The organism is Streptomyces sp. NPDC006711 (assembly GCF_042869775.1).
Taxonomy (GTDB): domain Bacteria; phylum Actinomycetota; class Actinomycetes; order Streptomycetales; family Streptomycetaceae; genus Streptomyces.
Window position 1 is genome coordinate 1 of record NZ_JBIAGO010000006.1, and the last position, 23,314, is coordinate 23,314.

The 23,314-nt window shown below is 70.7% G+C and carries 23 protein-coding genes and 1 riboswitch; of the genes, 15 read left to right on the top strand and 8 right to left on the bottom strand.

All coding sequences use genetic code 11. The features are described from left to right. Positions 1–225: 225 nt before the first annotated feature. The 10 genes from ACFYM2_RS14510 (at position 226) to ACFYM2_RS14555 (ending at position 10,470) form a co-directional block, all read left to right on the top strand. The gene (locus ACFYM2_RS14510) at positions 226–834 is read left to right on the top strand and encodes a CDP-alcohol phosphatidyltransferase family protein (protein ID WP_350229232.1); all 609 of its coding nucleotides are present in this window, start codon (positions 226–228) and stop codon (positions 832–834) included. 114 nt (positions 835–948) lie between these two features. Beyond that, positions 949–3,444 carry a mannose-1-phosphate guanyltransferase gene (locus ACFYM2_RS14515; RefSeq protein WP_350229231.1) on the top strand — a complete coding sequence of 832 codons (2,496 nt, stop codon included), beginning with the start codon at positions 949–951 and terminating at the stop codon, positions 3,442–3,444. 97 nt (positions 3,445–3,541) lie between these two features. Then, complete coding sequence (locus tag ACFYM2_RS14520; RefSeq protein ID WP_359005782.1) at positions 3,542–4,465, top strand: DUF881 domain-containing protein; 924 nt, start codon at positions 3,542–3,544, stop codon at positions 4,463–4,465. Further along, a complete protein-coding gene (locus ACFYM2_RS14525) occupies positions 4,462–4,794 on the top strand; it encodes a small basic family protein (RefSeq protein ID WP_003970459.1) in 333 nt (110 codons plus the stop codon). Before ACFYM2_RS14520 ends, ACFYM2_RS14525 begins: the two co-directional genes overlap by 4 nt. 5 nt (positions 4,795–4,799) lie before the next feature. Then, positions 4,800–5,609, top strand: coding sequence for a DUF881 domain-containing protein (locus ACFYM2_RS14530; RefSeq protein WP_388836266.1), 810 nt, complete (start codon positions 4,800–4,802; stop codon positions 5,607–5,609). Between the two features lie 82 nt (positions 5,610–5,691). Beyond that, on the top strand, positions 5,692–6,636 hold the full coding sequence (locus ACFYM2_RS14535; protein ID WP_359005804.1) for an FHA domain-containing protein: 945 nt from the start codon (positions 5,692–5,694) through the stop codon (positions 6,634–6,636). A gap of 20 nt (positions 6,637–6,656) precedes the next feature. Next, the gene (locus ACFYM2_RS14540) at positions 6,657–7,400 is read left to right on the top strand and encodes a MerR family transcriptional regulator (protein WP_359005776.1); all 744 of its coding nucleotides are present in this window, start codon (positions 6,657–6,659) and stop codon (positions 7,398–7,400) included. 53 nt (positions 7,401–7,453) lie between these two features. Beyond that, a complete protein-coding gene (locus ACFYM2_RS14545) occupies positions 7,454–7,927 on the top strand; it encodes a bifunctional nuclease family protein (protein ID WP_006123076.1) in 474 nt (157 codons plus the stop codon). A gap of 224 nt (positions 7,928–8,151) precedes the next feature. Beyond that, positions 8,152–8,739, top strand: a complete 588-nt coding sequence (locus ACFYM2_RS14550; RefSeq protein WP_359005773.1) for a MerR family transcriptional regulator — start codon at positions 8,152–8,154, stop codon at positions 8,737–8,739. A gap of 90 nt (positions 8,740–8,829) precedes the next feature. Beyond that, positions 8,830–10,470, top strand: coding sequence for a DNA polymerase IV (locus tag ACFYM2_RS14555; RefSeq protein WP_388836269.1), 1,641 nt, complete (start codon positions 8,830–8,832; stop codon positions 10,468–10,470). Here the strand turns inward: ACFYM2_RS14555 and ACFYM2_RS14560 are convergent. Continuing rightward, the gene (locus ACFYM2_RS14560) at positions 10,380–10,763 is read right to left on the bottom strand and encodes a PRC-barrel domain-containing protein (RefSeq protein WP_350229226.1); all 384 of its coding nucleotides are present in this window, start codon (positions 10,761–10,763) and stop codon (positions 10,380–10,382) included. The genes ACFYM2_RS14555 and ACFYM2_RS14560 overlap by 91 nt on opposite strands. 136 nt (positions 10,764–10,899) lie before the next feature. Continuing rightward, a riboswitch (glycine riboswitch) is annotated at positions 10,900–11,007 on the top strand. Positions 11,008–11,201: 194 nt separating this feature from the next. Here ACFYM2_RS14560 and gcvP point away from each other — a divergent pair. Continuing rightward, complete coding sequence (gene gcvP / locus ACFYM2_RS14565; RefSeq protein WP_388836272.1) at positions 11,202–14,087, top strand: aminomethyl-transferring glycine dehydrogenase; 2,886 nt, start codon at positions 11,202–11,204, stop codon at positions 14,085–14,087. Positions 14,088–14,205: 118 nt separating this feature from the next. On the opposite strand, the gene ACFYM2_RS14570 is transcribed toward gcvP, so the two are convergent. Further along, positions 14,206–14,412: a DUF5999 family protein gene (locus ACFYM2_RS14570; RefSeq protein WP_275901355.1), complete on the bottom strand. Its 207-nt coding sequence runs from the start codon at positions 14,410–14,412 to the stop codon at positions 14,206–14,208. A gap of 330 nt (positions 14,413–14,742) precedes the next feature. Further along, positions 14,743–15,330, bottom strand: a complete 588-nt coding sequence (locus tag ACFYM2_RS14575; RefSeq protein WP_359005763.1) for a hypothetical protein — start codon at positions 15,328–15,330, stop codon at positions 14,743–14,745. A gap of 487 nt (positions 15,331–15,817) precedes the next feature. Here ACFYM2_RS14575 and ACFYM2_RS14580 point away from each other — a divergent pair, with 487 nt between their 5' ends. Beyond that, positions 15,818–17,347: a glutamate--cysteine ligase gene (locus ACFYM2_RS14580; RefSeq protein WP_359005760.1), complete on the top strand. Its 1,530-nt coding sequence runs from the start codon at positions 15,818–15,820 to the stop codon at positions 17,345–17,347. On the opposite strand, the gene ACFYM2_RS14585 is transcribed toward ACFYM2_RS14580, so the two are convergent. Continuing rightward, positions 17,329–18,573 carry a substrate-binding domain-containing protein gene (locus ACFYM2_RS14585; RefSeq protein WP_388836276.1) on the bottom strand — a complete coding sequence of 415 codons (1,245 nt, stop codon included), beginning with the start codon at positions 18,571–18,573 and terminating at the stop codon, positions 17,329–17,331. The two genes, ACFYM2_RS14580 and ACFYM2_RS14585, sit on opposite strands and share 19 nt — an antisense overlap. A 183-nt stretch (positions 18,574–18,756) precedes the next feature. Here ACFYM2_RS14585 and ACFYM2_RS14590 point away from each other — a divergent pair, with 183 nt between their 5' ends. Beyond that, a complete protein-coding gene (locus ACFYM2_RS14590) occupies positions 18,757–19,539 on the top strand; it encodes a CPBP family intramembrane glutamic endopeptidase (RefSeq protein ID WP_388836725.1) in 783 nt (260 codons plus the stop codon). Between the two features lie 67 nt (positions 19,540–19,606). On the opposite strand, the gene ACFYM2_RS14595 is transcribed toward ACFYM2_RS14590, so the two are convergent. Continuing rightward, on the bottom strand, positions 19,607–20,422 hold the full coding sequence (locus tag ACFYM2_RS14595) for a PhzF family phenazine biosynthesis protein (protein ID WP_388836279.1): 816 nt from the start codon (positions 20,420–20,422) through the stop codon (positions 19,607–19,609). Between the two features lie 170 nt (positions 20,423–20,592). Continuing rightward, positions 20,593–20,841, bottom strand: a complete 249-nt coding sequence (locus tag ACFYM2_RS14600) for an SCO4226 family nickel-binding protein (protein WP_388836282.1) — start codon at positions 20,839–20,841, stop codon at positions 20,593–20,595. Positions 20,842–21,011: 170 nt separating this feature from the next. On the opposite strand from ACFYM2_RS14600, the gene ACFYM2_RS14605 reads away from it, so the two are divergent. Beyond that, entirely contained in the window at positions 21,012–21,617 is a 606-nt protein-coding gene (locus tag ACFYM2_RS14605; RefSeq protein WP_388836284.1) for a PadR family transcriptional regulator, read from the top strand. Between the two features lie 77 nt (positions 21,618–21,694). Here ACFYM2_RS14605 and ACFYM2_RS14610 read toward each other — a convergent pair whose 3' ends face one another. Together ACFYM2_RS14610 and ACFYM2_RS14615 are read right to left on the bottom strand one after the other, a co-directional pair. Further along, on the bottom strand, positions 21,695–22,123 hold the full coding sequence (locus ACFYM2_RS14610) for an SRPBCC family protein (protein WP_359005747.1): 429 nt from the start codon (positions 22,121–22,123) through the stop codon (positions 21,695–21,697). 122 nt (positions 22,124–22,245) lie between these two features. Next, positions 22,246–22,437, bottom strand: a complete 192-nt coding sequence (locus tag ACFYM2_RS14615; RefSeq protein ID WP_359005744.1) for a hypothetical protein — start codon at positions 22,435–22,437, stop codon at positions 22,246–22,248. A gap of 256 nt (positions 22,438–22,693) precedes the next feature. Here ACFYM2_RS14615 and ACFYM2_RS14620 point away from each other — a divergent pair, with 256 nt between their 5' ends. Further along, entirely contained in the window at positions 22,694–23,212 is a 519-nt protein-coding gene (locus ACFYM2_RS14620; RefSeq protein WP_388457098.1) for a Clp protease N-terminal domain-containing protein, read from the top strand. Positions 23,213–23,314 lie beyond the last annotated feature (102 nt).

Sequence of the window (23,314 nt, forward strand, 5' to 3'; positions counted from 1 at the left end):
TGTGGGAGAGTAGGACGCCGCCGAACAAATTGTGGGAAAAGCCCCGCACCCGATCGTAGGAATACGGTCGACGGTGCGGGGCTTTTTCGCGTTTGCCGGGCGCTTTTCGGGCGTTTTGGCGGGGTTGGGCCGTGCTCAGGTCCGTACCCCCTGTGCACCCGTTGGCCCGCGCTGACGGTAGGGTCAGGGGGCATCGTCGGCACATTTCCCACAGGAGGCCCCCGGGTGGAGGTCCAGGAGACTCGCGTTCAGACGGACCGGGTGCTCACCATCCCCAATATTCTCAGCATGGCGCGCCTTGTCGGCGTTCCGCTCTTCCTGTGGCTGATTCTCCGCCCCGTCTTTGGCGGGCCGAACAGCGATGGCTGGGCTCTGCTGGTGTTGGCGCTGAGCGGAGTCAGCGACTACCTGGACGGGAAGCTGGCCCGTCGTTGGAACCAGATCAGCAGTCTGGGACGGCTGCTCGACCCCGCTGCCGACCGGTTGTACATCCTTTCCACCCTGGTCGGTCTCACGTGGCGCGAGATCCTGCCGATTTGGTTGACCGCTGCCCTTTTGGCCCGCGAGTTGATGCTTCTGGTGATGGTGGGAATCCTTCGCCGGCACGGCTATCCGCCGCCCCAGGTGAACTTCTTGGGCAAGGCCGCGACGTTCAACCTGATGTATGCCTTCCCGCTGCTGCTGCTCAGCGACGGAAGCGGCTGGCTCCCCGCCCTCGCGAGGATTTTCGGATGGGCGTTCGCCGGATGGGGTACAACTCTGTATTGGTGGGCAGGAATCCTCTATGTGGTTCAGGTCCGCCGACTCGTGAAGGCGGACACACAGGCCGACTGAGCTCGGCGCCCGCGAGCCCCGGCGTAGAGCCGGCCGCAGCGCGAGGTGTCACAGGGACTGCCCGCAGGGCGAAGTCGGCAAGATCGTTATCTCTTCAAGGAGGACGCTTCCGACATGAAGGCCGTCGTGATGGCTGGTGGCGAGGGCACACGCCTTCGTCCCATGACCTCGAGCATGCCCAAGCCGCTCCTGCCGGTCGTCAACCGGCCGATCATGGAGCACGTGCTGCGGCTGCTCAAGCGGCACGGTCTCAATGAGACCGTCGTCACCGTGCAGTTCCTGGCGTCGCTGGTCAGGAACTACTTCGGTGACGGGGAAGAGCTCGGAATGGAGCTCACCTACGCCAACGAGGAGAAGCCCCTCGGTACTGCGGGCAGCGTCAAGAATGCCGAGGAAGCCCTTAAGGACGATGCCTTCCTCGTCATTTCGGGTGACGCCCTCACCGATTTCGACCTGACCGACCTCATCAATTTCCACAAGGAGAAGGGCGCGCTCGTCACGGTCTGTCTGACGCGTGTGCCCAATCCGCTGGAATTCGGCATCACCATCGTCGACGAGGAGGGGAAGGTCGAGCGCTTCCTCGAGAAGCCGACGTGGGGACAGGTCTTCTCCGACACCGTCAACACGGGCATCTATGTGATGGAGCCCGAGGTGTTCGACTATGTCGAGGCGGACAAGTCCGTCGACTGGTCCGGTGACGTCTTCCCGCAGCTGATGAAGGAAGGCAAGCCGATCTACGGCTATGTCGCAGAAGGCTACTGGGAGGACGTCGGCACGCACGAGAGCTACGTCAAGGCCCAGGCCGACGTACTCGAAGGCAAGGTGGACGTCGACATCGACGGCTTCGAGATCTCCCCGGGCGTATGGGTGGCGGAAGGCGCCGAGGTCCACCCCGATGCCGTGCTCCGAGGTCCGCTCTACATCGGGGACTACGCGAAGGTCGAAGCGGACGCGGAGATCCGCGAGCACACCGTCGTGGGATCCAACGTCGTCGTCAAGAGCGGGGCCTTTCTGCACAAGGCCGTCGTGCACGACAACGTCTATATCGGCCAGCAGAGCAATCTGCGCGGCTGCGTCATCGGCAAGAACACCGACATCATGCGGGCCGCCCGGATCGAGGACGGCGCCGTCATCGGTGACGAGTGCCTGGTCGGTGAAGAGTCGATCGTCCAGGGCAACGTCCGGGTCTACCCCTTCAAGACCGTCGAGGCCGGAGCGTTCGTCAACACCTCGGTGATCTGGGAGTCCAGAGGCCAGGCGCATCTGTTCGGCGCCCGGGGAGTCTCCGGCATCCTCAACGTGGAGATCACACCGGAGCTCGCGGTCCGCCTCGCCGGTGCGTACGCCACGACGCTCAAGAAGGGGTCGACCGTCACCACGGCGCGCGACCACTCCCGAGGCGCCCGCGCGCTGAAGCGTGCCGTCATCTCGGCGCTCCAGGCCAGCGCCATAGACGTACGGGACCTGGAGAACGTACCGCTGCCCGTCGCGCGCCAGCAGACCGCGCGGGGCACCGCCGGCGGCATCATGATCCGTACGTCGCCGGGTGTGCCGGATTCCGTGGACATCATGTTCTTCGACGAGCGGGGCGCCGACCTCTCGCAGGCCGGGCAGCGCAAGCTCGACCGGGTCTACGCGCGCCAGGAGTACCGGCGGGCCTTCCCCGGTGAGATCGGCGATCTGCAGTTCCCCTCCAGCGTCTTCGACTCCTACACCGGCTCGCTGCTGCGCAAGGCCGACACCACCGGGATCGCGGAGGCCGGCCTGAAGGTCGTCGTCGACGCGTCCAACGGAAGCGCCGGCCTGGTGCTGCCCAGCCTGCTCGGGCGGCTCAAGGTGGATTCGCTGGTCATCAATCCGGGTCTGGACGAGTCCAGGCCGACGGAGACGGCGGAGGGCCGACGGGCCGGGCTCGTGCGGCTCGGGGAGATCGTCGCCTCGGCGCGCGCCGCCTTCGGCGTGCGGTTCGACCCCGTCGGCGAGCGTCTTTCGCTCGTGGACGAGCGAGGCCGCATCGTGGAGGACGACCGGGCCCTGCTGGTGATGCTGGACCTGGTCGCGGCCGAGCGGCGCAGCGGCCGGGTCGCGCTGCCCGTCACGACCACCAGGATCGCCGAGCAGGTCGCGGCGTACCACGGCACCCAGGTCGACTGGACGACGACGTCACCCGATGATCTGACCCGGGTCGGCCGTGAGGAAGCCACCATTTTCGGTGGCGACGGCCGCGGCGGGTTCATCGTGCCCGAGTTCAGCAGCGTCTTCGACGGAGCGGCCGCGTTCGTGCGGCTCCTCGGTCTTGTCGCGCGCACCCAGCTCACGCTCAGCCAGATCGACGCGCGCATCCCGCAGGCCCACGTGTTGCGGCGGGACATCCCGACGCCGTGGGCGGTCAAGGGCATGGTGATGCGCCGGGTCGTGGAGGCGGCCGCCGGCCGGTCCGTGGACACGACCGACGGCGTACGGGTCGTGGAGGCCGACGGGCGCTGGGTGATGGTGCTGCCCGACCCGGCCGAGGCCGTCACCCATCTGTGGGCCGAGGGGCCGGACGACGTGTCCGCTCAGGCGCTGCTCGACGAATGGGCCGCCGTGGTCGACAGCGCGGGTCACTGACGCCGTGATGGAGTGCCGGGCCGGCCTGGGAGGTGCGGCCCGGCACACCGGTGGGGCCATTCGGCGGTAGCGGCGCCGACATGCGACGATGTGCGGCATGCCGCAGCAGCCCCCCGTTCGGAGCACGTCGTCTCCGCCCCCGCGCCCCGACGCGTCGATGTCGCTGCTGACCAATGTCATGGACCACGCGCTCGACGACGGGTACGCCGAGGCGACCGCCCGTCGTGAGGCGGAGGGCGGGGCAGGTCTGCCGCGCACCCTGCGGGCCAAACTCGCGCTCGCGGGCGGCCTCGTGCTGGCCGCCCTCGTGGTGACGGTCGGGGCCGCGCAGGCCCGCGTCACCGCGCCGGTCGTGGCCAAGGAGCGCCAGGAGCTGATCGACCGCGTCGAGTCGGAGACCAAGGCGGCCGACAAGCTCCAGGACGACGTGGACGGGCTGCGCACCGAGGTCGGGGACCGCCAGCGCAAGGCGTTGGAGAAGCACGGCGGCGACCAGGGGGAGCTCGTGGCGCTCCTGTCCGGTGCGACCGAGGTGCACGGCCCGGGAGTGAAGCTGGTCGTCGACGACGCCAAGGAGACCGCTCAGGGCGACGGAAGCCGCCCGCGTGAGAGCACGACGTTCGCGGACACGGGCCGGGTCCGGGACCGCGACATGCAGCGCGTGGTCAACGGCCTCTGGCAGGCCGGCGCGGAGGCGATCGCCATCAATGGGCAGCGTCTGACATCGTTTTCGGCGATCCGAGCGGCGGGCGACGCCATACTGGTCGACAACAGGCCGCTGGTGCCGCCGTACACGGTGCTCGCCGTGGGGGACGGGAAACAGCTCGGCACGGCCTTCCAGGACAGCGCGGACGGCCAGTACTTGCACGTGCTGGAGCAGAATTACGGGATCAGGTCGAGCATCGCGGCGCAGTCCGACGTGCGGCTCCCCGCGGCGCCGAGCCTGACCGTTCGTACAGCACAGCCATGGGCCACAGGCGCCGCTCCGGGCGCGGCCGACACAGGGAAGGGCACATCGTGATCGCCGTACTTGGCCTCGTCGTGGGCGTGGTGGTCGGACTTCTGGTCCGGCCCGAGGTGCCCGCGGTGGTCGAGCCGTATCTCCCGATCGCCGTGGTCGCGGCACTCGACGCGGTCTTCGGCGGACTCCGCGCCATGCTCGACGGCATCTTTGTCGACAAGGTCTTCGTGGTCTCCTTCCTGTCGAACGTGGTGGTCGCGGCCCTCATCGTCTTCCTCGGCGACAAGCTGGGCGTCGGCGCGCAGCTCTCGACCGGCGTGGTCGTGGTGCTGGGCATCCGGATCTTCTCCAACGCCGCCGCCATCCGCCGTCACGTCTTCAGGGCCTGAGGCCGATGAGCGAGGTGCACAACACCGGGCAGGGTGACGGCGACGAGCAGCGGCCCCCTGCCGCCCCGGGCGAATCCGGCGCGGACCAGCCGGCCCTGACGGGGCGCCAGCGGCTCGCCGCAGGCTTGTGGCCGCCCAGGGTCAGCCGCGCGCAGCTCATCGTGGCGCTGCTCCTGTTCGTCCTGGGGCTTGGGCTTGCCATCCAGGTCCGCTCGAACAGCGACAACAGCGCGCTGCGCGGGGCCCGCCAGGAGGATCTGGTGCGCATCCTGGATGAACTCGATTCGCGTACCAAGCGTCTTGAGGATGAGAAGCAGCGCCTGGACGGCCAACGTACGGAGCTGGAGACGAGTTCCAATCAGGCGGCGGAGGCGCGCAAGCAGACCGTGGAGAAGGAGCGGCAGCTCGGCATCCTGGCCGGTACGGTCGCGGCGCAAGGTCCTGGCATCACGTTGACGATCGGTGACCCCAAGGGCGCCGTCGAGGCCGACAAGGTGCTTGACACGGTGCAGGAACTGCGTGCGGCGGGGGCGGAGGCGATCCAGGTCAACGATGTCCGTGTGGTGGCCAGTACGTACTTCTCCGACGAGGCCGGCGGCATCGGGGTGGACGGCAAGAAGGTGAGCGCGCCGTACGTCTTCAAGGTGATCGGCAGGCCGCAGGATCTGGAGCCGGCGCTCAACATCCCCGGCGGAGTGGTGCAGACTTTGGAGAAGGAGCAGGCCACCGCCACCGTCGCCCGCTCGGAGAAGATCGTCGTGAACGCCTTGCGGGTCGCGAAGCGGCCTGACTACGCTCAGTCGTCCCCGCACTGATGGGGACGGGGGTGGCAGCCGTCGCACAAGCGCAGGCGGTTGCGGGGGGTCGCCGCTCTGTAACAGTGGTACGTGGTGGAAACTGTTTGGCGGATACGGACGTTGTGAGGATGTCCGGGTCGGCAGGTGTGTTGATTCTGGGTTCGTCCTGCCCCACGGGCGGGTCTATTTCGGTCAAGGGGAATCGCCCGTGAAGTTGTTTGCGAAGTTGTTCGGCAAGAGCGCACGCCAGGACGGCGGCAGCGCCGCCAGGCACCGTGCTCAGCGCGCCGAAGGGACGGAGGAGCGGGGCGGCGAGCGCCCGCTGTTCCGTGATGAGGTGGGCGGTTCCGGGGGTGACATTCCGGGCGCGTCGTCTGTTGACCCCGCGGGCGCGGGGCGCATAGGTTTCGGGGAACCGTCAACCTCAGGTACGGGTGGAGGGTTTGGCTCCGACCCGTATGCCACCAGTGCCCACGCGGTGCCGCCGCGGCAGGAGGATCCGTCGATGTCGGGCTTGCCTGTTTGTACGAGGTGTGGGCACAGCAACCCCGCAGCCAGCCGTTTCTGCTCCAACTGTGGCGCCCCGCTGCGCCCGGGTGTGGTTCCGGAGCGCGCTTCGGAGACCACCTCGACCATCTCCATCTCGGGTCTCGAGGCGTACGACGCCGAGGTGACCGGCCAGACGCAGCTGCCCTCGCTCTCCCCGGAGGCCCAGGCCGCCGTGGACGCGCTGCCGCTGGGTTCGGCGCTCCTGGTGGTGCGCCGGGGACCCAACTCGGGAAGTCGTTTCCTGCTCGACGGCGAGCTGACCACGGCCGGCCGGCACCCGCAGAGCGACATCTTCCTGGACGACGTGACGGTCTCCCGCCGCCACGTGGAGTTCCGGCGCGGTCCCGACGGGCGCTTCACGGTCTCCGACGTCGGCAGCCTCAACGGTACGTACGTGAACCGCGAGCGGATCGACGCCGTCGACCTGGCCAATGGCGACGAGGTCCAGATCGGGAAGTACCGGCTGGTCTTCTACGCGAGCCAGCGCGCTCTCTGAGATCCAGCCAGGGAAGGTCCATGCTGCATACACCGACGGGCGGTGCCGGTTCCGGCACCGCCGCCGAGGGCGGCCGGCTGATGAGCATCGGCGGCGTGCTCCATCAGTTGCGCGAGGAATTTCCCGAGGTGACGATCTCGAAGATCCGTTTTCTGGAGTCCGAGGGTTTGGTCGAGCCCCGGCGTACGCCGTCGGGGTACCGCAAATTCACCGCCGCTGACGTGGAGCGGCTGGCTCAGGTCCTCCGGATGCAGCGCGACCACTATCTGCCGCTCAAGGTCATCCGCGAGCACCTGGACGCGCTCAGCAGGGGCGAGCAGCCCTCGCTGCCCGCTCCTGGGGGTTCCCGGGAGCTGCCGGGCTCCTGGGGCGAGCCCGACCCCGAACGGCCCACCGCCGCCCGGGTGGGCCGCGCGGAGCTCATGGCGGCCGCCGAGGTCAGCGAGGCGGAGCTGGCCGAGTGGGAGTCGTACGGCCTGGTCACGCCAGGTCCCGAGGGCGGCTTCGACGCGGAGTCGGTGAACGTGGCGCGCCTGGTGGCGGACCTCGGGCGCTTCGGTTTGGAACCGCGTCATCTGCGGGCCATGAAGGCGGCTGCGGATCGTGAGGCGGGCCTGGTCGAGCAGGTCGTGGCGCCCCTGCGCCTGCACCGCAATCCGCAGACCAGGGCCCATGCCGAGGCCACCACCAAGGAGCTCGCCGCGCTCTCCGTACGCCTGCACGCGGCACTCGTGCAGACCGCCCTGGGTGTCCGGCTTCACTGATCTTGTGGGTGCCCGACTACCCAAACCTGCCGAGCACGTCCTAGGGTTGCTGTGTGAACGAGCTCGACGTCGTGGGTGTCCGGGTGGAAATGCCCTCCAACCAACCGATCGTGCTCCTGCGTGAAGTGGGAGGCGACCGGTACCTCCCCATCTGGATCGGTCCAGGGGAGGCGACCGCGATCGCCTTCGCCCAGCAGGGGATGGCGCCGGCGCGGCCGCTGACGCACGACCTTTTCAAGGACGTGCTGGAGGCCGTTGGCCAGGAGCTGACCGAGGTCCGCATCACGGACCTGCGCGAAGGCGTCTTCTACGCGGAGCTGGTCTTTGCCAGTGGGGTGGAGGTGAGCGCCAGGCCGTCCGACGCCATAGCGCTGGCCCTGCGTACCGGAACGCCGATCTACGGCAGTGACGGCGTCCTGGACGACGCCGGCATCGCCATTCCGGACGAGCAGGAGGACGAGGTGGAGAAGTTCCGCGAATTCCTCGACCAGATCTCGCCGGAGGACTTCGGCACCAACAGCCAGTGAGCACCGGGCACAGGTGATCCGGCGGCCCTGTCAGTGATGCCGCGCGCGGCGTGTGTGCCGGTGGAGTTTCGGCGCATTCGAGAAGCTTTTCCCGCGAGCGGGACACGGGAAACCACTCTCAGGGTGATTATCACTCGGCGTGCCGAGTGTGGCGATCGTTGACGCACCCCGGGTGACTGCCTACCGTCGAGTGGGCAGGTCAAGGACGGAGGGTCGGCGTGAGAATGAGCGGCGACGGTACGGCAGGGGGCGCTCCCGGACGAAGTCCAGGAGAGACCGGGCCGTACCCGCTTCACGGCGGTGCGGCCGATCCGGGCACCGACACCATCGGCTACCGGGGACCCACCGCCTGCGCGGCGGCGGGCATCACCTACCGCCAGCTCGACTACTGGGCCCGTACCGGCCTGGTCGAACCCAGTGTGCGTCCGGCCTACGGCTCGGGCACCCAGCGTCTCTACAGCTTCCGTGACGTCGTCGTCCTGAAGATCGTCAAACGTTTCCTCGACACCGGTGTCGCCCTCCAGAACATCCGCGCCGCCGTCCAGCATCTGCGGGCGCGCGGAGATCGCGATCTTGAGCGGATGACGCTGATGAGCGACGGGGCCACGGTCTATGAGTGTTCGTCGCCCGACGAGGTCGTGACCTTGCTCCAGGGCGGTCAGGGGATCTTCGGGATCGCCGTGGGCGTGGTGTGGCGGGACGTCGAGTCGGCCCTTTCGCAGCTGCACGGTGAGCGCGTGGACACCGGCGAGACGCTGGTCGGGCACAACCCGGCCGACGAGCTGGCCAGGCGCCGCAACCGCGCCGTCTGACGCCTCTTCGGGGCCGGGCGGGCAGCCCCGGCCCCGGATCCGTCGGCGCCGCTGGGCCGATTGTCAGTGGCGTACGGCAGCATCAGTGATGTGAGAGCCGCGCCGACCATCCTGCATCTGGACATGGATGCCTTCTTCGCCGCAGCGGAGCAGGCGTCGAAGCCCAGCCTGCGCGGAAAGCCGGTCGTCGTGGGCGGGCTCGGGCCGCGCGGGGTGGTCTCCACGGCGTCGTACGAGGCGCGCGTGTTCGGGGTGCGCTCGGCGATGCCCATGGCCCAGGCCCGGCGCCTGTGTCCGAACGCGGCGTATCTGGTGCCGCGCTTCCAGCTCTACCGCACGATCAGCGAGCAGGTGATGGAGCTGCTGGGGCGGCTGTCGCCCCTGGTCGAGCCGCTGAGCCTGGACGAGGCCTTCGTGGACCTGGAGGCGGGCGGGGTGGCCCATGACGCGGCGGGGGCGCGCGAGGCCGGTGAGCGGCTGCGCAGGGACATCAGGGCGGTCACCGGGCTCAGCGGGTCTGTCGGGCTCGCCGGATCCAAGATGCTGGCCAAGATCGCCTCCGAGGAGGCCAAGCCGGACGGGCTGTTCCTGATCGAGCCCGGCACCGAGCGAGCCCTTCTCGCCCCGATGCCGGTGCGCACCCTGCCGGGCGTGGGCCCGGCAACCGCCGAGCATCTGCGCCGGGCGGGGATGACCACGGTTGCCGACCTGTCCGAGGCGGGCGAGGACGAGCTCGTACGGCTGCTCGGGAAGGCGCACGGAGCCTCCGTGCACCGGATGGCCTCCGGCTACGACGACCGGCCGGTGGTGGCCGAGCGGGACGCGAAATCGGTGTCGGTGGAGGACACCTTCGACGTGGACCTGCACGACCGGGTGCGGATCACGACCGAGGTGGGGCGGCTCGCGGAGCGGTGCGTGGGCCGGCTGCGGGCCTCCGGCCACTCCGGGCGCACCATCGTGCTGAAGGTCAGACGTTTCGACTTCTCGACGCTGACGAGGTCCGAGACGCTGCGCGGGCCGACGGACGACCTCGCGGTGGTGCGGGAGGCGGCCGGGCGGCTGCTCGACTCGGTGGACACCACGGGCGGGGTGCGGCTGCTCGGGGTGGGGGTGACCGGCCTCGCCGACTTCACGCAGGAGGACCTTTTCGCGCAGGCGGCGGGGGACCGAGCGGCGCAGGAGCAGCCCGAGCGGGAGGAGGCGGCGGCCGCCGCCGAGACGGAGACCGTGGAGGACCCGGCCCAGCGCCGCTGGCTGGCCGGGCACGACGTGCGGCACAGCGAGTACGGACCGGGCTGGGTGCAGGGCAGCGGTGTGGGGCGCGTCACCGTGCGCTTCGAGACGCCCACGTCACGGGCACCGGGGCGGGTGCGGACGTTCAGGGTGGACGATCCCGGGCTCACAGCCGGGGAGCCGCTGGCCCTGGTGGAGCCGGCGGAGACCTCGCAGCACCCCCCGGACGGGCCGGCTCTCCCCGGCCCCGACGGGCGGACCGAGGGCGGGCCTGGGCCCAAGAGCGGGCCCCGGACCGAGGGCGGGCCCCGGACCGAGGAGGGACCCCGGACCGAGGAGGGACCCCGGCCCAAGAGCGGGTCCCGGCGCGAAAGCGGGCCCCCGCCCGAGGACAGCGGCGGGAGGGGTCAGATGTCGCCTCCCGCGAGCCGGCCGAAGTCGCGGTCGGAGGGCGGCGGGCCGGGATCGGGGGAGGGGGCGGAGATGTCCAGACCGTAGTGGTGGTAGAGCTGGAGTTCCTGCTCCGGGGAGAGGTGGCGGCCCACGCCGAAGTCAGGCGCTTCCTTGATCAGGCTGCGCTCGAAGGGGACGTGCAGCGCCTCGTCGACCAGGGTGCTGGGGTCCAGGGGGACGAAGGCGTCCCGGCTGAACAGGCCGGTGCGCACGGCGGCCCACTCCGGTGCGCCCGTCGCGTCGTCGAGGTAGACCTCGTCCACCGTTCCGATCTTGCGTCCATTGCGGTCGTACGCCTTGCGGCCGATCAGGCTGCGCGGATCGATATCGGTCTGCACGGTCCCTCCAACTGGTCGCAACCGGTGACAACTGCTCCATAAGCACTACAAAAGTGCACATCGCGAGGGTTGGCCACTCGAGGCAGTTGAACAAAGAATCGGCTCGGAGCGCGCTGGTAGGCTGGCGAACGGCTGCTGACCCCGTGCGGGAGAGCCCTCCGGCGTACTCGACGAGTCGCCCGGTGGGCGCCGAAGGAGCAAATCCTCCCCGGAATCTCTCAGGCCCACGGACCGCACGGACGAGGTCACTCTGGAAAGCAGGACGGGGAACGCGCGGGCACCACTGCCCGGGCACATCCTTTCCTCACCGACGGTGAAAACCGGGTCGCCCCCATGCGTCCCGGTGAAGCTCTCAGGTTGAGATGACAGAGGGGGAGGCCGTCCGGGTACCCGCGCCGTGGTACCCCTCGCAGGTCGTGCGACCAGGAGGCCTTCGTAATGACCGCCAACCGCATTCCGCTCAGCCAGCTGGAGCGTGGCATTCCGTTCGAGCAGCGCCACATCGGGCCCGACGCCGAGGCCCAGGCCAAGATGCTCGCCCAGGTCGGATACGGCTCGCTCGACGAGCTGACCGCCGCCGCCGTCCCCGACGTCATCAAGAGCACGGAGGCGCTGGGCCTGCCCGAGGCGCGGACCGAGGCCGAAGTGCTCGCCGAACTGCGCCGGCTCGCCGATCGCAACCAGGTGCTCGCGCCCATGATCGGCCTCGGCTACTACGGCACCTTCACGCCGCCGGTCATCCTGCGCAATGTGATGGAGAACCCCGCCTGGTACACGGCGTACACGCCCTACCAGCCGGAGATCTCGCAGGGCCGCCTCGAGGCGCTGCTCAACTTCCAGACCATGGTCGCCGAGCTGACCGGCCTGCCGACCTCCGGCGCCTCGCTGCTCGACGAGGGCACCGCGGCGGCCGAAGCCCTCGCCCTGTCGCGGCGCGTCGGCAAGGTCAAGGGCGGTGTCTTCCTCATCGACGCCGACACCCTGCCGCAGACGATCGCCGTGATCCAGACGCGCGCGGAGCCGACCGGCGTCGAGGTCGTCGTCGCCGACCTGAGCGAGGGCATCCCCGCCGAGATCGCCGAGCGCGGTGTCTTCGGCGTGCTGCTCCAGTACCCCGGCGCCTCCGGCCAGGTCCGCGACCTCAAGCCGGTCATCGACGCCGCCCACGAGCTGGGCGCGATCGTCACCGTCGCCGCCGACCTGCTCGCGCTCACCCTGCTCGCCTCGCCCGGCTCCCTCGGCGCCGACATCGCCGTCGGCACCACCCAGCGCTTCGGCGTCCCGATGGGCTTCGGCGGCCCGCACGCCGGATTCATGGCGGTCCAGGAGAAGTTCGCCCGCAGCCTGCCCGGCCGTCTCGTCGGCGTCTCCGTCGACGCCGACGGCAACAAGGCCTACCGCCTTGCCCTGCAGACCCGCGAGCAGCACATCCGCCGCGAGAAGGCGACCAGCAACATCTGCACCGCGCAGGTGCTGCTCGCCGTCATGGCGGGGATGTACGCCGTCTACCACGGCCCGGACGGTCTGCGCCAGATCGCCCGGCGCACCCACCGCTACGCCGTGCTGCTCGCCGAGGGCCTGCGGGCCGCCGGCGTCGACGTCGTCCACGAGGCCTACTTCGACACCCTGACCGTGCGCGTGCCCGGCCGCGCCGCCAAGGCCGTCGCCGCCGCCCGCGAAGGCGGGGTCAACCTCCACCAGGTCGACGCGGACACCGTCTCCCTCTCCTGTGACGAGACCACCACGCGGGCCCAACTGGCCGCCGTCTGGGGCGCGTTCGGGACCGGCGCCGATGTGGACGCGCTGGACGCCACGGCCGCGGACACCCTGCCGGACGCCTTGCTGCGCACCGATGATTTCCTGACCCACCCGGTCTTCCACCAGCACCGCTCCGAGACCGCGATGCTGCGGTACCTGCGCAAGCTCGCCGACCGCGACTACGCGCTCGACCGCGGCATGATCCCGCTCGGCTCCTGCACCATGAAGCTGAACGCGACGACCGAGATGGAGCCGGTGACCTGGCCCGAGTTCGGGCAGATCCACCCCTTCGCGCCGGTCGAGCAGGCCGCCGGCTACCTCACCCTCATCCGCGAGCTGGAGGAGCGCCTGGCCGAGGTCACTGGGTACGACGCGGTGTCCATCCAGCCCAACGCCGGCTCCCAGGGCGAGCTCGCCGGCCTGCTCGCGGTGCGCGCCTACCACCGCGCCAACGGCGACACCCAGCGCACCGTCTGCCTCATCCCCTCCTCCGCGCACGGCACCAACGCCGCGAGCGCCGTGATGGCCGGCATGAAGGTCGTCGTCGTCAAGACCGCCGACGACGGCGAGGTCGACGCCGCCGACCTGCGGGCCAAGATCGAGCAGTACCGCGACGAGTTGTCGGTGCTGATGATCACCTACCCGTCCACGCACGGTGTGTTCGAGGAGCACGTCGCCGACATCTGTGCCCAGGTCCACGAGGCCGGCGGCCAGGTGTACGTGGACGGCGCGAACCTCAACGCGCTGGTGGGCCTCGCCAAGCCGGGCAAGTTCGGCGGCGACGTCTCGCACCTCAACCTGCACAAGACGTTCTGCATCCCGCACGGCGGCGGCGGCCCCGGCGTCGGCCCGGTCGGCGTGCGCGCCCACCTCGCGCCCTACCTGCCCAACCACCCGCTCCAGCCGACGGCAGGACCGGCCACCGGCGTCGGCCCGATCTCGGCGGCCCCCTGGGGTTCGGCCGGCATCCTGCCGATCTCGTGGGCGTACGTCCGTCTCATGGGTGGCGAAGGGCTCAAGCGGGCGACCCAGGTCGCCGTGCTCGCCGCGAACTACATCGCCAAGCGCCTGGAGCCGCACTATCCGGTGCTCTACACGGGCCCGGCCGGTCTCGTCGCGCACGAGTGCATCGTGGACCTGCGGCCGCTGTCCAAGGCGACCGGGGTCAGCGTCGACGACATCGCCAAGCGCCTGATCGACTACGGCTTCCACGCGCCGACCATGTCGTTCCCGGTGGCCGGCACGCTCATGATCGAACCCACCGAGTCCGAGGACCTGGGGGAGATCGACCGGTTCTGCGACACGATGATCGCGATCCGGGGCGAGATCGAGAAGGTCGCCTCCGGCGTCTGGCCCGCCGATGACAACCCGCTGGCCAACGCGCCGCACACCGCGGCCGCGCTCGGCGGCGAGTGGAACCACGCCTACAGCCGCGAGGAGGCCGTCTTCCCCGCCGGGGTGTCGGCCGCCGACAAGTACTGGCCGCCGGTGCGCCGTATCGACGGAGCCTTCGGCGACCGCAACCTGGTCTGCTCCTGCCCGCCGCTCGACGAGTACGACCACTGATCGCACCCATGCGTAAGGGCCGGTTCGGGGCGTTCTCCCCGGGCCGGCCCTTGGGTGTCCGTACCGGACGGGGCCGCGGCGCGACCGGTCGGTACGGGTACTGCTGGTGCGCGGCGCGCTAAGCCGCCGTGGCCACCTGCTCCGCCGTCAGCGGCCGGTGCGGGGCGATGATCTGCCCGTCCGGCAACAGCTCACCGGTGTCCTCGAAGAGCAGGACGCCGTTGCACAGCAGGCTCCAGCCCTGTTCCGGGTGGTGTGCCACGGGCTGCGCGGCTTCCCGGTCGGCGGAGAAGGCTGTGGGACAGGCTGGCTTGTGCTGGCACATGGATGCGTTCTTTCGCTGCGTCGTGGTGAGTGTGCTGCGGCTCGGTGCGTTGTTCATGGCCGCCCCCCGGTAGTAAGTCGGTCGGTCCGATCCCAGTGTTGCCCCACGGGAGTCAATCCGCAGGGATTTCGCGGCAGCGCTTCCTTATGCTCAAGGACGTATCACCCGTGCGGACGGTTCAGCTCAACTGGCCTGTCTTTTCGGGTGGTTCGGCCTGACCCGACGGGACTAGCCCGTATGGCGCAGGAGCGCGTACGCAGCATAGACACACGAGGCCCCGCGACCGCACCGGTCGCGGGGCACATTTTTTCGCGCGCGGTCACACGGACGTCAGGCGGGCTGCCCGAGCAGGGGAGCCGGGGCCAGGCGCAGGGTCAGGACCGGCAGGAGTTCGCTGACGCGCAGCGGGCGGTGGGAGCAGATGCCGGGCGGGGCGGGCGCGAGCGGCACCAGAAGATCGTGCGGCGCGGGCGCTCCCGAGGCGCCGTCGGCGCCGGTGTCGCCGTGCAGCCACAGGGTGAGCATGTACAGCTCGGGCACCGAGAGGAGCCGGGGCTGGAAGGGCGTGGCGAGGAGTTCGGCCTGGCGCAGGGCACGTTGGGTCGAGGCGATGTAGGGGCCTTCGAAGAAGTGCGAGAACGTCCAGCCGTCCGGCGTGAGGCGGGTGTCGGCGGCGGCGACGGGATGGTCGCGGTCGCTGATCAGGAAGCGCCATCCGGCGAGGCGGCTGCGCGCCGTCCGGCCGCCCGAGGTGATCCCGTCCAGCACGTGGAGGGGGAGGGGCAGTTCGGGGGTGAGCGGACCGGGGGCGGAGCGGAGGGCCGGGGTACGGGCCTCGCGGACGGCGGTGGGGGAACCGAGTGCCGCGAGGACGCTGCGCAGGGCGGGCGCGGGGGCCGGGGGGACATGCAGCGGCATGGTGGGTCGCCTCTCACTTCGGAGACACGGTGATGCGTGGGCGGTGCGGACGGCGGTGTGTGCGGTGCGGGGTCAGAGGGGGCCGGCGAACGGGGGCCGGAGCGCCGCCTCTCTGCCTCGTTTGCAGAGTTTATACGACACGTGTTCACACAGTGTTTCGGCTAGCTGTCGGCGATATTGCCGGCAAGTCGGTTCCCGGTCCTTCTGGGTGGTGGATTAACCCGGGGAAATGCCCTCCCCGGATCTCCAACCTGGAAAGGTGCCCCGCCGGGGGTCGGCCGAAACTCGTCGGTGTTTTTCACCAGAACCAAGAAGGCGGTAACTGCACGTTGCCGTATGCCTGATGAATGTGCCGCGGGCCGTGGCATCCGACACTACTCTCCCGGCGCTTGGCGCGCAGGCGTTATGGATCAGTCTGCCTGGGCATTATCGACCGTGACGCGCGCGGCCGGTGCTGCCGGCCGCCCATTCGAGGAGGGACCCTTAGATGGGGGAGAAGGTCGTGGCAGGCGGATTCGACCTGTCCGATCGGCACCGCTACCGGGAGAAGCTGCGGCAGTGCCTCGAGGGACTGGGGTTGCTGCTGGACCAGAAGCGGTTCGACCGCCCCAGGAACCTGATGGGGCTGGAGATCGAACTGAATCTCGCGGGTCCCGACGGTATGCCGCGCATGATGAATGCCGAAGTGCTCGAACGCATCGCGAGCCGGGATTTCCAGACCGAGCTCGGAATGTTCAATCTGGAAGTGAACATAGCTCCGCACCGGCTCGGTGGCCGCGTATTCGATCAACTGGCGGAGGAGCTGCGCACCGGGCTCGGGTATGCCGACCGCAAGGCCGCCGAGGTCGACGCCGGCATCCTCATGATCGGAATTCTGCCAACCCTGGACCAGGACGACCTGGTATCGGCGAACCTTTCCGACGTCGACCGCTACGCCCTGCTCAACGATCAGATAGTGGCCGCGCGCGGAGAGGATTTCACCCTCGACATCCAAGGCGTGGAACGGCTCGTCTGCACCTCCGCCTCGATCACCCCAGAAGCCGCTTGCACCTCCGTGCAGTTGCATCTGCAGGTGACACCGGCGCGGTTCGCCGCGGTGTGGAACGCGGCGCAGGCGGTCACGGCCGTGCAGATCGCGGTCGGCGCCAACGCGCCCTTCCTGTTCGGGCGCGAGCTGTGGCGGGAGTCCCGGCCGCCGCTGTTCGAGCAGGCCACCGACACCAGGCCGGCCGAACTGCGCGCCCAGGGCGTGCGCCCGCGCACCTGGTTCGGGGAGCGCTGGGTGACGTCCGCGTACGAACTCTTCGAGGAGAACCTGCGGTTCTTCCCGCCGCTGCTGCCCATCTGCGACGAGGAGGAACCGCTGCGCGTCATCGCCGACGGCGGGGTGCCGCAGCTGAAGGAGCTGGTGCTGCACAACGGCACGATCTACCGCTGGAACCGGCCGGTGTACGGGATCGCCGACGGCGTGCCGCACCTCAGGGTGGAGAACCGCGTGCTGCCGGCCGGGCCCACCGTCAGCGATGTCCTTGCCAACGCGGCGTTCTACTACGGTCTGGTGCGGGCCCTCGCGGAGGACAGCAGGCCCGTGTGGACCCGGCTCCCCTTCGCGTCGGCGGCCTCGAACTTCGACGCCGCCTGCCGTTACGGCATCGACGCCGAGCTGCTGTGGCCGGCGCCGAGGCGGGGCGGCGGCGTCACCCGGGTGCCCGCGATCAAGCTCGTCCGCGAGGAACTGCTGCCGCTCGCCGCCGCCGGGCTCGACGCGTGGGGCGTGGCGCCGGCCGACCGCGACCACTACCTCGGCATCATCGAGGAACGGTGCAGGCGGCGCGTCAACGGCGCGTCCTGGCAGGTCGACACCTACCACGAGGCGCTGGCGGCGGGGCTCGGCAGGGAGGCGGCCCTCGCCGCCACCACCCGCCGCTACCGCGAACTGATGCTCGCGGGCGAGCCGGTGCACACCTGGCCGACGGGCTGTCCGGACCTTCAGGGCCCTCAGGCGCGGCGAGGCTGACCTTCCACCGGGCGCCGGAGAGGGGCACGCCGGGTGCGATCGCCCGCGCCAGGCGCCGGCATGGCCATCGGACCCGGGGCGTCCGCCACCGTCGACAGGCGGGCGCCGCGCACGGTGCTCGCCCACATGCCGAGCGCGTCCTGGAGGTCCTGGGCCGACGGCGGCTGCGCGCTCGCGCTCGCGTACGGCTGCGGGGAGTTCGCTTCGGCCTCGGCCGCGAGCGGGCCGTCCACCGGCGCGCCGGGCGTACGGAAGCCCTGTGCGGCCAGGACGCGCGTGGACTCGGGATCGCCGAGAAGCGTCATGAAACGCATCGCGGCCCGGCTCTCGTCGGTGCTCATCCGGGTCTCGCGGACCATGGCGTAGGGATAGTCCAGCTGCGGCGCGCCGTCCGTCGGATAGAAGAGGCGCAGCGCCCGGTCCCCGCCGTGCGCGGTGTTGTACGCGAACGCCGCCTGCTCGGAGACGACCAGCGCCTGGCTGTCCCCGGAGCCGCCCTTGCCAAGGGTCCGCACGGCCTGGGCGTCACCCGTGAAGACCCGTCGCGCGAGCAGCGCGGCGAGGGCGGCCGCCCGGGCGCCACCGCCGTGGCCCGTGCTCGCCGCCGACTTGCCGACGCAGCTCAGGGCGAGCAGCCCGGAGGCGCTGCGCGTGGGGTCGGCCATGCCGAGGCGCGGCGCGGCGTCCCGTGTGGTGGCCGTGGCCAGCTCGGCCCAGCTGTAGGTCTTCGCCGGCCAGCCGAGCGGGACGGCGGCGGCGGGCACCGCCGCGAGGGTGACCGGTGAGGTGGCGATGTGTCCGGCGGTGAGCACGTTCGCCGAGGCGTCCTTGGCCCGGTCCACCCAGAGGGAGGCGTCCGGGATCCACACCGAGAAGTCGGGTCTGGCGGGGGAGGCGAACGAAGCGGCGACCTCGAAGGAGTCGCGGGCGCTCACCCGTACGTCCATGCAGGAGCCGTCCGAGGTGATCCTCTCCCTGCGGGCCCGGTCGGCGACGGCCCGGACGGCGGGCGCCACATCGGGCGACGCGACCAGATCGAGCCGCACGGCGGTGGCCGCGCAGGAGCGGCGCAAGGACAGCAGCCCGCGCTGGACGGCGACGGCCGTGCCCGCCGCGACGGCCAGCACGAGAGCGAGGGCGAGCGCGACCGTGCGCGCCGGCGCGGCCACCCGGGCGGCCCCGCCGCTCGCCCCCGTGGCGTCGTCGGGCAAGCTGTGACGTCCCATGGCGGTGGTGCCCCTCCTTGAATGGTGAACAAGGAACAGGGGACGGCCGCCATCGCGATGGCGGCCGTCCCCGGCCTGTCGCGCGCGATCCTCAGCTTGTCCTTCGAGACCCTAGCGGGGCGGCGGTGGGGATGGACCGGGATTCATCAACTGGAGGCAGGTGTGCAGGTGGAGGCCGAGCGGGTGGCTGATTCCCTTCCCGAGCAGGGGTGTTCACCGAAAATCCTGCGGTCCGAGACCGTTCTCGTCCTGGCGCTCTCGCTCGGCGCGAGCGGGGTGTCGGCCCTGATCAGCTTTGTCGGCTCGCTGACCAGACCGGGCGGCCTCGCGCACCAGGCGGCACACCTCAACGCCTCCTACGCTCCCGGGCGCCCCTGGCTCGATCTCGCCTGGCAGCTCTTCGGCATCGCGACGGCGCTCGTGCCGGTCGCGCTCGTGGCGCACCTCCTGGTGCGGGAGCGGGCCGGCGGGCTGCGGGTGCTGGGCTTCGACCGGACCCGGCCGTGGCCGGACCTCGGCCGGGGCGTGCTCATCGCCGCCGGGATCGGCAGCGCGGGACTCGCCTTCTACCTGGTGGCGCGGGCGGCCGGCGGCAATCTGACCGTCGTGCCCGAGTCGCTGCCCGGTGTGTGGTGGAAGTACCCCGTACTGATTCTCTCGGCGCTCCAGAATTCCGTACTCGAAGAAGTGATCGTGGTCGGGTATCTGCTGCGCAGACTCGGCCAGTTGGGGTGGTCGCCGTCCGCCGCGCTCGCCGCGAGCGCCGTGCTGCGCGGCTCCTACCACCTCTATCAGGGGGTCGGTGGCTTCCTCGGCAACATGGTGATGGGCGTGGTGTTCGTCCTGCTCTACCGGCGCTGGCGGCGGGTGGGTCCGCTCGTGGTGGCGCACGCGCTGCTCGACATCGGGGCCTTCGTCGGGTACGCGCTGCTCGCGGGCAAGGTGAGCTGGCTGCCCACGATGTGAGGGGGCGGGGCAACGGTAAGGGGCGTACGGCTATTGCGTACGCCCCTTACGCCGTTGTGGCGCGACCTTAAGGTGCCGTCAGGAGCTCGCCGTCAAGGACGGTGACCGCGTGCCCGGTCAGCAGGGTGCGTGGGCCGCGCACCTCGGTGCGGACGAGGCCCGAGCGCGGCGACGCCTGAAGGCCGGTCAGCGAGGTACGTCCCAGGCGCGCCGACCAGAACGGGGCGAGCGCGGTGTGGGCGCTGCCCGTCACGGGGTCCTCGTCGATGCCGACGTTGGGGAAGAAGCAGCGCGAGACGAAGTCGTAGCCGGCGGCGGGATCCTCGGCGGCGGCCGTGGCGATGATGCCTCGCGCGGAGTGCCGGCCCAGGGCGCGCGGGTCGGGCGCGAGGGCGCGTACGGCCCCCTCGTCGGGCAGCTCGACCACGAGGTCGCCGATGTCGGGGGACGTGTCGTGGACCGAGACGACCGCCGCGCCCAGGGCCTCGGCCAGGCCGTCGGGAACCGGCTCCTCTGCCAGCGGGGAGGTGGGGAAGTCGAGCGTGATCGCGCCGTCGTCGGCGGCGGTGGCCGTGAGGATGCCGCAGCGTGCCGTGAAACGGACGGTTGTGGTCAGGGCGCCGGTGGAGCGCAGGACGTGCGCGGTGGCCAAAGTGGCGTGTCCGCACATGTCGACCTCGGTGGCCGGGGTGAACCAGCGCAGTGCCCAGTCCGCGTCGCCGCCGGGCGGCAGGGGGTGGGCGAAGGCGGTCTCGGCGTGGTTGACCTCGCGGGCCACGTCCTGGAGCCAGCCGTCCGACGGAAAGGCGTCCAGGAGGAGGACCCCGGCGGGGTTTCCGGCGAAGGGCCGGGCGGTGAAGGCGTCGACGATTCGGATGCGCATGGCCGCACCGTACGGGGCCGGGATCGGCCCGGGCCAAGGCCAATGCGCGATGACTGGCCCGGTGCTGAGCGACCCGGCGCCCTGGCGGGCCCGCCAGGGCACGCGGTGCCGCGCCGCGCGGGCAGAGCGGCGCGGCAAGAGGCGACGTCCGGGCCTCGCCGGGTCGGGTATCAGACCATCAGGGGGATCGGGTGGACTTCGTCCGCCGGGTGGCCCGCGCGTTCGTGGACGCGCCGCACCGCGTCGGCCGACGGTGCCTCCGAAAGGCAGTACACCGTGCCCGACGCCGGATCCGCCCACGCCTTCTCGAAGTGGACGCCTTCCTCGTTCTCGATGGCCAGGTCGGCCTGGTGTGCCCGCGCCAGTTGGTCGGCTGTGATGCCCGTCATTCCGTGGTGGACGTCCATGAACCGGGACATGGCGTCGCACCCCCTTCCGCGCTCCCCGGGGGCGTTCGCTCCCGGCTCCGCTCCCTCCAGCCTGCGCCCGGACGGTGGCCCGGGCCATCGGAGGAAAGGGGGTTGCTCAACGAATGTCGCCGATATATCGTTGAGGCATCGCGACAGTTCAACGATGGAAGGAACGAACCATGTGTTCACATGGATACGGACAGCAAGGACCCGGCCATCGCGGTCGGGGTGACTTCGAGGGCCGGCGCGCCGCCTTCGGGCCCTTCGGCCCCGGTTTCGGCGGGGGGCCGTGGGGCGGCGGGCCGTTCGGGCCCGGTCGCGGCGGCCGGGGCGGACCCCGGGGCAGGGCGCGGCGCGGCGACGTCCGCGCGTCGATCCTGGCCCTCCTCAAGGACCGGCCGATGCACGGCTACGAGATGATCCAGGAGATCGGCGAGCGCAGCGGCGGGGCCTGGAAGCCCAGCCCGGGCTCGGTCTACCCCACCCTCCAGCTCCTGGAGGACGAGGGCCTGATCGCCAGCCGGAGCGAGGGCGGCAAGAAGCTGTTCACGCTCACCGACACCGGGCGCACCGAGGCCGAATCGGGGGCGGACGCACCCTGGGAGGACGCCGGGCGCGGAGTCGACTGGGAGGCCATGCACGAGATCCGGCAGGCCGGCTTCGGTCTGATGGAGGCGTTCGGTCAGGTCTGGAAGACGGGCTCGGCCGGTCAGCGCGAGAAGGCGCTCGCCGTCATCAACGACGCCCGCAAGAGGCTCTATCTGATCCTGGCGGACGAGGACTGAACCTCATCCACGGCGAGAGCCCCGCAGCCAACGGCTGCGGGGCTCTCGCCGGTTCGGGCGCGCGGGGCGCCGGGTGCTCAGGCGCACAGCCCCGCGAGCCTGCGCAGCGACTCATTGAGCGCGGCGGTCGCCGAGTCCTTCAGCTTGCCCGCCATGAGTGAGACCGCCGCGCCGGTGAACTCCCCGTCGATGCGCACCGTGGTGGCCGCGCCGTCCGGGACGACGGAGTACCGGTTGGTGACGTTCACGCCCATCGGGCCCTTGCCCTGGACGCCGAACACCCGGCCAGGCTCGAACGCGTCCACCGTCCACGCCACTTCGGCGGGAAAGCCCATCAGCTTCATGTTCTCCGTGTAGGTCGCGCCGAGCTCCAGCCGTTCGGGGCCGCCGGTGGGGAAGCTGGTGTGCGTGGCGTTCCACTCCCCGTACGAGGAGAAGTCGGTGAGCCGTGCCCACACCTTCTCGGCCGGAGCGTCGATACGTGCCTCCGCGCTGACCTCGGCCATGCGACCACTCCTTCATGGGACTTCATGGGATTTCACGGGACTTCACAGGACGGGGAACGTGTCGCGGAACGTAGCGGCAGCGGGGTGAACATTCAATACTGATGAACCGTCAGATCGCGAGGTCAGATCCGCAAGGTCTCCAGCGCCCAGATCTCGGCGGAGTCGAACAGGTCGCAGGCGCGCGGCCGCGCCGACTCGTCGTGGCAGTGGAAGGCGGCCCAGAAGAGATCACCCGGCAGCGCCTCACGCGGCGCGTACACCCGGTATACGTACTGCATCCCGTCCTCGGCAAGGAGGGCGACCATCCAGCACATCGGCGCTCCCTCGGCGGTGGTGGGGACGGCTGTGTCATGCGGGAAGGACGAGATTCGACGGTGGCGCGGTTGCGTCGCGGGCGCTGCGCCCCGGCCGGTCTCGCGCACGGCGGCCGTGGGTTGCCCCGGAGGGGGAGATTTACGAGATCTCCTCCGTAAGGAGGAGAACCCGGTCATCCGTGCCCACCTTCTGTCGGAGGCGCGAATGCTCCCCCACGGGGATGTTCCGCGCCCCGGCGCCTGATGAGGTGGAGGAGTGCACAGCCCGATTCCCCCAGCGCCGCACCAGGCCGCTTCCCCCGCAGACATCGAAGGCCGGCTCACCGCGGAGCTCGCCTCAGTGGTCGCGGGTGCCCGCAGGCGTGCGCTGCGCGACGGTGACCGGCAGCTGGACACCGCGCATCTGCTGCACTCGCTGATGGAGAGCGATCCCGATGTACGGGCGGCCTTCGAAGGCGGGCCCCAAGTCGCGCGTGTGCTGGGGTACTTGGTGCAGCGCAGCATTGGTTATGGGCTGCGCTGGCAGGGATCGGTGGAGGCTTCGGGAGCGGTGCCGCTCATCACGCAGCCCGGCTGGTCGCCGAGCGCGCTCGCGGCCCTCGACCACGCGTCGCGACGCGCCCGGGCCAGGGGCGACGACCGGGCCGACGGGCGCGACCTGCTGGCGGCGCTCGCCGCGGACCCCGGGTGCCGGGCGGTCGAAGTCCTCGACCACGCGGGGGTGGAGGCCGCGTGGCTCGCCACCCGCCTGGACGGCCCGCGCCGGCGGCCCTGAGGCACCCCGCCGAACGCCCCGGCGCAGAGGCGGGCCCCCTCGGTCCGAGCCCCGTACCGGACCCGGCGCGGGGGTGCGTCTCGACAGGTGTCATGAGGATGA

Excerpts from the sequence above, each read along its gene's own strand:
- ACFYM2_RS14530 (WP_388836266.1), top strand. The coding sequence starts at position 4,800 with ATGAGCGAGGTGCACAACACCGGGCAGGGTGACGGCGACGAGCAGCGG.
- ACFYM2_RS14575 (WP_359005763.1), bottom strand. The coding sequence starts at position 15,330 with ATGCCGCTGCATGTCCCCCCGGCCCCCGCGCCCGCCCTGCGCAGCGTC.
- ACFYM2_RS14540 (WP_359005776.1), top strand. The coding sequence starts at position 6,657 with ATGCTGCATACACCGACGGGCGGTGCCGGTTCCGGCACCGCCGCCGAG.
- ACFYM2_RS14605 (WP_388836284.1), top strand. The coding sequence starts at position 21,012 with ATGTGTTCACATGGATACGGACAGCAAGGACCCGGCCATCGCGGTCGG.
- ACFYM2_RS14550 (WP_359005773.1), top strand. The coding sequence starts at position 8,152 with ATGAGCGGCGACGGTACGGCAGGGGGCGCTCCCGGACGAAGTCCAGGA.
- gcvP (WP_388836272.1), top strand. The coding sequence starts at position 11,202 with ATGACCGCCAACCGCATTCCGCTCAGCCAGCTGGAGCGTGGCATTCCG.
- ACFYM2_RS14515 (WP_350229231.1), top strand. The coding sequence starts at position 949 with ATGAAGGCCGTCGTGATGGCTGGTGGCGAGGGCACACGCCTTCGTCCC.
- ACFYM2_RS14615 (WP_359005744.1), bottom strand. The coding sequence starts at position 22,437 with ATGTGCTGGATGGTCGCCCTCCTTGCCGAGGACGGGATGCAGTACGTA.
- ACFYM2_RS14520 (WP_359005782.1), top strand. The coding sequence starts at position 3,542 with ATGCCGCAGCAGCCCCCCGTTCGGAGCACGTCGTCTCCGCCCCCGCGC.
- ACFYM2_RS14580 (WP_359005760.1), top strand. The coding sequence starts at position 15,818 with ATGGGGGAGAAGGTCGTGGCAGGCGGATTCGACCTGTCCGATCGGCAC.
- ACFYM2_RS14595 (WP_388836279.1), bottom strand. The coding sequence starts at position 20,422 with ATGCGCATCCGAATCGTCGACGCCTTCACCGCCCGGCCCTTCGCCGGA.
- ACFYM2_RS14610 (WP_359005747.1), bottom strand. The coding sequence starts at position 22,123 with ATGGCCGAGGTCAGCGCGGAGGCACGTATCGACGCTCCGGCCGAGAAG.
- ACFYM2_RS14600 (WP_388836282.1), bottom strand. The coding sequence starts at position 20,841 with ATGTCCCGGTTCATGGACGTCCACCACGGAATGACGGGCATCACAGCC.
- ACFYM2_RS14570 (WP_275901355.1), bottom strand. The coding sequence starts at position 14,412 with ATGTGCCAGCACAAGCCAGCCTGTCCCACAGCCTTCTCCGCCGACCGG.
- ACFYM2_RS14585 (WP_388836276.1), bottom strand. The coding sequence starts at position 18,573 with ATGGGACGTCACAGCTTGCCCGACGACGCCACGGGGGCGAGCGGCGGG.